Below are 8322 nucleotides of genomic sequence, written 5' to 3'. Positions count from 1 at the left end.
CCTCGTCGGCGGCCACACTCACGGCCAGGGCGGCGAGGTACTTCTCGAACACGGCGACGTCCAGGGTGCCGCCCTCGGCCGGGTCCGGGACGTCGAGGGCCGGGTGCGGGGCGCCGGTGACGGGCTGGGCGGGGTGGTCGTGGCGCTCGCCGTCCGCGAGGCGGCCGACGATCTGCACGTTGACGGGTACACCGGTGCGGGTGGTGGCGATGATGCCGTACGGGGACCGGTCGAACCCGGCCTCCCGGTAGGTCTGGGCGGTGAGCCGGCCATCTTGGTTGATGACGTCGGCGAGGAGGCGTTCGAGGCGTGCGGGGCGCATGGGTTCCTTCGGGGCTGGTCGGGGCGGGTAGGTTGGGGTTGGCGGCTTCCCACCCACTAGCTCTGGGTGGGAAGCCTGTCCACTAGATACGGACCGTGCCCTGGCCGCTACCGGGGCACTTCTCCCGGTGGGCGACCGCCTGGTGTGGCGGGCACTTCTTGCCCACCGCTACGCCCACCAGGGTTCCGCAGACACGGCATGCGCTTCGTGGAGCCATACCAACCCCCTCTTGTGTTGTCCCGGCGGGCTGGGTGCCTGCCGTTGAGACAACTATACCAAGACGCTTTGGTAATGCCAAGTTGATTGGTCATGCGGGGGTCGGGGGCCCGGAACGGTCCGCACGCAGGATCGCCCCTGACGAAGAATCTGACAGCACGTCATACGCGATAAGCTCACATGCGCTTCATGAGCGGAACGGGCCAGCACGCGTCTGCCATGCTGAACGCATGGATGACCGCTCCGACCTCGACGCAGCTCTTGCGCGCCTCCCGCAGCCGGACCTGCTGCGCGCCCAGCGCGAGGCCGAACAGGCGCCCCCCATGGTGACGGCAGTCCCACAACCGTCCTTCCTGTCAGGAGGGGTGGCCCGCTTCCACTGCCCGCTCGAATGCGGCTGGCGCCACGACGAGAACACGGACCCCGGCCCGGTGGGCACGCTCCTGCTCCCCGCCGACTTCACCGGCGAGAACCTGTCGGACGTCATCACGTCGGCGGCCGAGGTGCGCAGCAACAACTTCAGGCTCCGAGTGGAGCAGGCGATCTCGGACCACTTCCAAGCAGCCCACCCCGACCGCTGACGCACTCCTGCGGGGGCAACGCCGCGCCTGGCTCCGGATAATGGGCGGTACCCAGAGCTGTCGGCGCAGGATCGCCCTGGGGAACGCGCATAACGTGTGTTCTTCGCCTGGCGGGCCGGGGGGAACGTAGAGTCGCGCCATGGCAGTTCACGTGACGATGCTCGTCTCATCGCTCCCCGAGGGCGCCCCGCACGACGACCGCACCATCAGGTACGAGGACACGGCCGACAGCCGGTACACGTACAAGACGAGCGAGGGCGGCGTCCTGGTCGTCCTCAAGGGCCCTCCTTCCGGCTTGGACAACCGGATCGAAGTCATGTATGGCCCTTCGGCGTGGGAGAGCGTGCAAGGCGACACCATCGGATCTACGCCCCGTCCTTAGGATCGCTCCTGACGAAGAATCGAACGTGTCGAACAGGCCGCTGAGCTGGTGTCGGGGGAACCTCCGTGATCCAGGTACTAGATAATTACTGTTATCTGGTATCGACCTAGAAGGAGGCGACAGATGCTCGGCAAGTACCGTCACGTGCCGTCTGGAACCCAGGTCATCGCAGTGGAGTGGACTGGCTCAAACACAGAAGAGGTGGCTCAGGTCCTTGGGAACTCCATGGACACCGTGGAGGCGGGCATGCTTCTGCTGTCCCAGGACGAACGGAAGTACCGCTACACCGCCGAACCGGGAGAGATGGTGGTCGTCGGCTTCGACGAGCCCTTCGTCTGTGATGCCGAAATCTTCCAGCGCAACTACGAACCCCTGAGCGCCCCGTGACTGAGCTCGTTCCCAGAGCGCGCGGCGGCCAGCTCGCCGGGCGCGCCCGCAGTGCCGCCGACGACTGGCCCGCCGAAGCACTCGACTTCGCCACCGAACTCGCCACCCACTACCCGGCCGGCGACCCCTATCCGGGCCTGGTCGGCGCGTGGATCGCACGGCAGAAGACCGTCAACACCCGCCGTACGTACGTCCGCCAGTACCGGGTGTGGGACACCTACGCCCGCGACACCGGCACGCACCCGCTCGACGCCCGTTTCCCCCTCGCCGAAGCGTTCTCCCGCCACCTCGAAACCGCGCCCACCCTGCAACCGGTCAAGGGCGGACGCCGCGGAGAGAAAGCACCCACCGGCCCGCCACGCTCCGACGCCGCCCGCGCCAACCTGCTCTCCGCCTGCTCCTCCTTCTACAAATACGCCGTCCGCGCCCGCGGCGAAGGAGCCGACCCCTTCGACCTCGTCGCCCGCCCCGAACTCGACCAGGACAGCTCTGACACCCAAGGCAGTACCGAAGAAGAGTCCGCACTCCTCCTCGCCGCCGCCTACGAGGACGGGCCCCGCTCCTACGCCCTCCTCCTCGCCATCTACACCGTCGCCCTGCGCCTCGACTCCGCCCTCGGCGCCCAAGTCGAGGACCTCGGCCACGACAAGGGCCACCGCATCCTCAACGTCCGCCTCAAGGGCGGCCGCCGCAAACCAAAGGTCGTCCCCCCAGCCACCGGACACGCCATCGACACCTACCTGGCAGGACGCACCACCGGCCCGCTCTTCCAGACCCGCACCGGCAACCCGCTCGACCCCACCTACGCATGGCGCCTCGTACGCCGCCTCGCCGCGAAGGCCGGCATCCCCAACGCCGCCACCTTCCACCCCCACGTCCTCAAGCACGACGCCGTCACCCACGCCCTGGACGCCCCCGACGCCAAACTCCACCACGTCCAGGACTTCGCCGACCACAAAGACCCGCGCACCACCCGCCGCTACGACCGCAGGAAAGGCCGCCTCGACAACAGCCCCGGCTACCGGATCGCCGCCCGCATCGCCGAACGCCTCCCCGCAGACGACTAGCCCTCGGCGGCCGTGCGCAGGCTGGTGTGGGCGAGGGCGTCCGCGGTCACCGGCGGCTCACGCCCGTCGAGGACGGACCCGGCAACGATCGACTGCACGATCTTGTTGGGGTAGTCCGACGTCAAGCCCTGCCCGCCCTCCCCGATGATCAGGCAGTGGACGCCGTCGGCGGGCTTGCGCCGCTTGGGCAGATACGCCCGCACCGCCGCCGACGCCAGCATGCCCAGGCTGTACGGCTTGCCCACGTTCTCGTGGTCGTCGGGGCCGCGCACCTCGTAGTAGGGGCGGCCGGCGCTCGAGGTCATCGGGTAGAGGTGGCGGATGTCGAGGCGGACGATGCGGCCCGGGCGGATGCCCTCCAGGAGCAGGTAGGCGATGAGCCGGTCGCGGTGGTGGTTGCGGGAGTTGTCCGGGCCCCAGGAGCCGACCGCGGCCACGAACGCGTCCCGTTCCTCAAGGTTGAGGCGCTTGGGGGCGTCGGCGTCCCGGTCCAGTCCGGAGCGCAGCTCGGTCAGGTCGGGGGCGATGCGAATCGCGCCGCGGTCGCGGCAGGCGTCCAGGAATCCGGTCAGGGCGCTGATGCGGCGGTCGTGGGACTTGGCTACGGCGGGGTGGTGTTCGGCGAGCCAGGCCAGGTCGGACGGGTCGTCGAAGGGCCGGTTGCCGAGGGCGTCTTTCAGGTAGCGGTCGTAGGACCAGCGGGCGACGTGTTCGATGCCGAAGGCGTACGGATCCACGTGGGGGCCGGTATGCGGCCAGGTGTGGTCGCACCAGTCGAGCCAGGAGGTGACGTCGCGGCGGTAGGCGATCTGGGTGGCGGGGCGCAGGGTGCCCGACACGATCCAGTCCTCGAGGAGCAGGCGGGGGTCCATGGGGTCTCAGTATGCCCACCCCACGTTATGGATCAAGTTTCCGTATAACCTCAGGGACCCCCACCCACTGGGGGAGGTCGCGCGCGCCGTGCCGTGCACCGTCCCACGTCGGGAACCCTGGCGGCCTGGTGGTGGGGGCTTCCTGAGGTTTCACGGACAGATCATGGTGGTGTCTGAGAGGGGCTCGGCCGGGCCCCTCCGTCAGACTGTGAGATCACGCTATGCCGAGAATGGCGTCTTGTCTGAGCGGCCTTCCCCCGCTTCCCCCTGCCGGGTCATGCGGTCAGCCACTGACCCCACTTGCAGGCGGTGCACAGCCAGGCCGCGCCCTCGCGGTAGTCGTCGCCGTAGCGCGGGTCGTAGACGATGCTCCCGCCGCAGTCGGGACACTTCTCGGGCCGGCCGTGCGGCTCCGGGTCGTCGTCCTCAACGGGCTCGTCGTGCGGCGCGGGGTCGTTCACCTCGTAGGTGGTGTCGACGCGGTAGCCGGCTGCCTCGTACTTCGGCAGCAGCGTGCCGGTGATGTATCCGCGGCCGATGTCGCAGGCCTCGAAGTCGCCTCCCTCGACACGGACGTTCTCGCCGTCGGTCCACAGGTCGATGGTGACCTCGTCGCCGTCGGCGTCACGGATCAGGTTCCACGTCTCCTGGACGTGATCGTCGTCGTGGCTCATGTGCCAGATTCTCCCTGGTAGTTGAAGGGTCTTGATCGGTGAGGAGGTCGGCGCTTAGACTGGCGTCCATCTAATCGGGCATGAGCCCGTGAGGTTGCAGTTGAGGCCACCAACCCCGGTCCGGGGCGGTGGCCTTCGGCGTTCCCGGGGTCAACGCCTCGGCAGCGCGAGGCAGTCGGGGCACCAGCGCTCGCCCGGCTTGTCCAGGCTGAGCGGGACGTTCTGCTTGGCGGGCGGCAGGGTGATGCCGGCCTCGGTGCTGCATGCGATGGCCTGGAACTCCTCCACGACGCGTCCGACCGGCTTGTGCCAGATGAGGGTGTCGTCGCGGCTGTCCTGTCCCGGTACGCGTTCGGCGATGGCCAGCATGGTGTTCTCCTCGGGTCAGTCGTCGAGGCGGTCGCTGCGGATCATCCGCAGGGCGTCCTCGCGTGCGTGGCGGCGTACATGGTCGGGGACGGGCTTGCCGTTCCGGAGGGCGCGCATGGTGTCCACGGTGTCCGCGTGCAGGCGCTCGATGCGTGCGCGGGCGTCCTTCCAGTCGTGGATGGCTCGTTCGGCACCGAGGAGGGTGAAGCCGCCGTTGCTGGCTTCGGCGAGTAGGCGGGTGGCGTCGGGGCGGGTCATCTCGTCGGCGTCGACGGCGCGGCCGTAGAACTCGATGTCGTCGATGAGGGCCATGGGGTGAGTCTCCTACGCGGCGAGGTCGGTGTCGGTCTGGATGAGTTTGCGGGGACGGTAGTCGGCGTCGTCCTTGTCGCGGGCGAGCTCGTAGTAGTACAGGGCCTGCGCGTCGTCGGCCGGCGCGGGCTCGGGGGCCTCGTAGGTGGTGTTCTCCGGCATGGTGAGGACGTAGCCCATGCGGTGCACGGTGTACGAGATCACCCCGGGGAGGGCGAATTCGCGGCGCTCGCCGCGGAGTCGGCACATGGCGATGATGACGATGCCGCCGCCGGTGATGCCCTTCTTGGTGACTTTGAGGCTGGCGGTGCGCAGTTCGTGGATTTCGATGGTTCGGACGGTGGGCTCGGTCTCGCCGGGCTTGAGGTAGGTGATGGTGACGGCGTGCTGGTGGTCGGTGGCGCGGTAGAGGTCGGCGAGGGTCCGGGTCTGCGTCTGGTTCTTGGTGATGCGCATCTGGTGTCCCCTCGCTGCTGTGGTGATGTCTCCACAGTAGAGCATCACCCATTGCTATGCAATGGGATGTGGCGTACTGTTGTGGTCACCGAGGCACCCCGGCCCGGCCCCCCAGCCATGACATAGCAATGGCAGATAGGAGATGATGGCGTGGCCAACGCCCCCACGCGCCCGCCGAACCGAACCACGGCGAGGCGGCGCCCTTCGAGAGGACCCCGCCTCGTGCCGCTCAGCCGAGCCGACCAGCAGCGCCTGACCCTGCTTCAGGAGGCCGCCACGCATCTGCGTGAGCAGGCCGGTATGCCGGAGCATGCCGCCGTCATCGACTTCGTGATGACGCCGGAGGGCGGGAACTTCGTGAAGCGCCTGAACTGGCAGGAGCGCGATGAGGGCGTCCCGAACTTTGCGTTCCAGGTGCCGAAGGCGCTGCGGGACGACATCAAGGCGGAGGCCGCGGTGGCGGGCGCGAACCTGGAGGCGGAGGCCGAGCATGCGCTGAAGCAGTTCCTGGCGGGCGCGTTCACGCCGGCGCAGCCGCAGAAGTACGCGAAGGGCCAGACTCCGGCGAAGGTGAACCTGAACATCCGTGTGTCGCGGGAGCTGCGGCAGGCGGCGGATGCTCTGGGCAGGCAGTTGCTGGAGGACGGGGAGTTGGACTGGGCTCCGCTGGCTTCGCATGTGCTGGCGTCGTATCTGGCGGACCGGGTGGCGGAGGACTTCGTGAACCCGATTCGGAAGCAGCAGTAGTTGGGGGCGGCCGGCTGGTCTGGACGCCGACAACCGGGCCAGCCCGCCCCTGCATGACGTAACAACCTCACAGGAGAAGAGACCTCACGTGGCTGTATCCACGGAGGCCCCCGCCGGCACGATGGCGGAGGGCCCGACCTCGCACACCCCAAACCAGGTCAGCCGACTGACCGCACCGCAACTCCGACTACTGCACCGCGGCCTGGACCCCAAGCGGGTCGGCAAGGACGACAAGGGCCACGCCCACATGGAGGCGTGGGACATCAAGCGGTACCTGCTGCGGGTCTTCGGGTTCGCCGGGTACGACACGGAGAACCGCGAGCTGTCCATGGTCAAGGAGATCGAGATCCCCGGCCAGGGACAGAACGCCAAGTCGCGGTGGACAGTCATCTACCGGGCGCAGGTACGTCTGATCGTGAAGGACGTCCAGGGCCGGGAGATCGGGCACTGGGACGGCGAAGCGGTGGGCGACTCGTACAACCAGCCGAAGATCGGTGATGCTCACGACATGGCGATGAAGACGGCTGCGTCGCAGGCGTTGAAGCGGGCGGCGACGAACCTGGGCGACCAGTTCGGGCTGTCGCTGTACAACGGCGCGTCCACGGATCCGGTGGTGGGCTTCTGCATGGCGCACCCGCCGGCCGAGTGGGAGAAGGCGGCCGAGACGGTGCCGCAGCCGGAGGACCCGCCGGTCCGTCCGGAGCCCGCGGGCAGTCGGGATGCCGGTGAGGAGGAGTCGGTCCCGGCCGCCGGGGACGGCCAGCAGTACGCGGAGGACGTGCACCGGCAGCAGCAGGCGGGTGACCCGAAGCTGGAGATCCTGGACAAGCTGTACTTGCAGGCGATCGAGGGCCGTTTCAACCGGCTGGTCCTGATCCAGGTGCGTGGGAACGCGGACAAGGACGGGGTGTTGGAGTACGAGGTGGATGGTCCGCCGCCGGAGCGCCGCCGGATGCCGTTCCGTGAGTTCTTGGGCGTGCTGGAGGCTGTGGCGCAGCAGCAGAAGGGCGCGGCCTGATGGACACCACCGACTCTGTACGCGGTCTGACCATCAAGCAGCCGTGGGCCTTCGCCATCGTCGAGGGCTTCAAGACCGTTGAGAACCGCTCCCGCCGCACCAACTACCGCGGCACTCTGCTCATCCATGCCGGCCGTGTAGTCGATGACGCCGTCAACATCGTCAAGTACAGCCGAGACTCCGCTATCCGCTTCGATGAGCTTGGTGGCCGTTCGAACTACTGGGACGCCCGCGAGCACATCCCGAGCCGGATCGTGCCGGCTCCGCCCACCTCGCTGGCGCTTTCCGCGGTCATCGCCACCGCGCAGCTGGTCGGCTGCCACGAGGCTGTCGATGGATGCTGCGCTCCCTGGGGCTTCCCTGACCAGTGGCACTGGGAGCTGGCCGACGTGCAGCCCCTCACGCGGGCTGTGGCGCGCGCCGGCGCCCTCGGGCTTTGGAAGCCGGATGCTGAGCTGCTCGCGGCCGTAGCCGCGGCCTGATCTACCCGGCCCGCTCATAGCGCGGGCCGGTTCTCTCTCCGCCCGCCTCTCGCGTGGGCCGTGCACCACCCATCCATCCCCATCCCGGCTGTCGCCGATCGGAGTTCCGTCATGTCTGCTGCTCGATTCCTGGGGGCCCTGCTCCCCGTCCTCCTGCTGTTGTTCCTGGCCGGCGCCGGTGTGTGGTGGGCGATCCGCCGGGAGCCGTCGTCGTCCGGGCCGGAGCCGTCCGGTGATCTGGCGTGGTGGGCGTTGCTGCCTGCGGAGGAGCAGGAGGCGTACGACACGGCGGTCCTGGACCTCGCGGAGCAGGCCGACCTGGACGCCGAGGACAACGCCCGTGAGGCGGCCCGGGTGGCCGTGGAGCAGGCCCTCCAGATCAACACCGTGTTCCACCCGTAGCCCGATCGTCTGGCACACCACCGAGGGAGGTGAGC

General features: G+C 68.6%; 13 protein-coding genes and 1 pseudogene. 8 read left to right on the top strand and 6 right to left on the bottom strand.

From position 1 onward, the window contains the following. Nucleotides 1–322, bottom strand: a pseudogene (locus tag ACWC09_RS26780) (hypothetical protein); the annotation flags it as partial. A 446-nt stretch (nucleotides 323–768) separates the two neighbouring features. On the opposite strand from ACWC09_RS26780, the gene ACWC09_RS26775 reads away from it, so the two are divergent. The 4 genes from ACWC09_RS26775 (at nucleotide 769) to ACWC09_RS26760 (ending at nucleotide 2955) form a co-directional block, all read left to right on the top strand. Next, nucleotides 769–1119: a hypothetical protein gene (locus ACWC09_RS26775; RefSeq protein WP_450853180.1), complete on the top strand. Its 351-nt coding sequence runs from the start codon at nucleotides 769–771 to the stop codon at nucleotides 1117–1119. A gap of 139 nt (nucleotides 1120–1258) precedes the next feature. Beyond that, complete coding sequence (locus ACWC09_RS26770; RefSeq protein WP_450853179.1) at nucleotides 1259–1501, top strand: hypothetical protein; 243 nt, start codon at nucleotides 1259–1261, stop codon at nucleotides 1499–1501. 123 nt (nucleotides 1502–1624) lie between these two features. Then, nucleotides 1625–1888 carry a hypothetical protein gene (locus ACWC09_RS26765; RefSeq protein ID WP_450853178.1) on the top strand — a complete coding sequence of 88 codons (264 nt, stop codon included), beginning with the start codon at nucleotides 1625–1627 and terminating at the stop codon, nucleotides 1886–1888. Next, complete coding sequence (locus ACWC09_RS26760) at nucleotides 1885–2955, top strand: tyrosine-type recombinase/integrase (protein WP_450853176.1); 1071 nt, start codon at nucleotides 1885–1887, stop codon at nucleotides 2953–2955. Before ACWC09_RS26765 ends, ACWC09_RS26760 begins: the two co-directional genes overlap by 4 nt. Here ACWC09_RS26760 and ACWC09_RS26755 read toward each other — a convergent pair. From ACWC09_RS26755 to ACWC09_RS26735, 5 genes are all read right to left on the bottom strand, one after another. Next, entirely contained in the window at nucleotides 2952–3827 is an 876-nt protein-coding gene (locus ACWC09_RS26755) for a hypothetical protein (RefSeq protein WP_450853175.1), read from the bottom strand. The genes ACWC09_RS26760 and ACWC09_RS26755 overlap by 4 nt on opposite strands. Before the next feature lie 275 nt (nucleotides 3828–4102). Then, nucleotides 4103–4501 carry a hypothetical protein gene (locus tag ACWC09_RS26750; RefSeq protein ID WP_450853174.1) on the bottom strand — a complete coding sequence of 133 codons (399 nt, stop codon included), beginning with the start codon at nucleotides 4499–4501 and terminating at the stop codon, nucleotides 4103–4105. A gap of 150 nt (nucleotides 4502–4651) precedes the next feature. After that, a complete protein-coding gene (locus ACWC09_RS26745; protein ID WP_450853172.1) occupies nucleotides 4652–4870 on the bottom strand; it encodes a hypothetical protein in 219 nt (72 codons plus the stop codon). Between the two features lie 15 nt (nucleotides 4871–4885). Continuing rightward, nucleotides 4886–5182 (bottom strand): hypothetical protein, encoded by a 297-nt coding sequence (locus tag ACWC09_RS26740; protein WP_450853171.1) that lies wholly within the window; start codon nucleotides 5180–5182, stop codon nucleotides 4886–4888. A gap of 12 nt (nucleotides 5183–5194) precedes the next feature. Further along, the gene (locus tag ACWC09_RS26735; protein ID WP_450853169.1) at nucleotides 5195–5638 is read right to left on the bottom strand and encodes a WYL domain-containing protein; all 444 of its coding nucleotides are present in this window, start codon (nucleotides 5636–5638) and stop codon (nucleotides 5195–5197) included. Nucleotides 5639–5860: 222 nt separating this feature from the next. Between ACWC09_RS26735 and ACWC09_RS26730 the strand changes: the two genes are divergently transcribed. The 4 genes from ACWC09_RS26730 (at nucleotide 5861) to ACWC09_RS26715 (ending at nucleotide 8287) form a co-directional block, all read left to right on the top strand. Beyond that, nucleotides 5861–6385, top strand: coding sequence for a hypothetical protein (locus ACWC09_RS26730; protein WP_450853168.1), 525 nt, complete (start codon nucleotides 5861–5863; stop codon nucleotides 6383–6385). Between the two features lie 88 nt (nucleotides 6386–6473). After that, a complete protein-coding gene (locus tag ACWC09_RS26725) occupies nucleotides 6474–7403 on the top strand; it encodes a Rad52/Rad22 family DNA repair protein (protein ID WP_450853167.1) in 930 nt (309 codons plus the stop codon). After that, nucleotides 7403–7885: a hypothetical protein gene (locus ACWC09_RS26720; RefSeq protein WP_450853165.1), complete on the top strand. Its 483-nt coding sequence runs from the start codon at nucleotides 7403–7405 to the stop codon at nucleotides 7883–7885. The genes ACWC09_RS26725 and ACWC09_RS26720 overlap by 1 nt, the downstream gene beginning before the upstream one ends. A 111-nt stretch (nucleotides 7886–7996) precedes the next feature. Continuing rightward, nucleotides 7997–8287 (top strand): hypothetical protein, encoded by a 291-nt coding sequence (locus ACWC09_RS26715; RefSeq protein ID WP_450853164.1) that lies wholly within the window; start codon nucleotides 7997–7999, stop codon nucleotides 8285–8287. Nucleotides 8288–8322: the final 35 nt, after the last annotated feature.

Source organism: Streptomyces sp. NPDC001617, from assembly GCF_053596855.1.
This window is presented reverse-complemented; position numbering and strand designations above follow the sequence as displayed.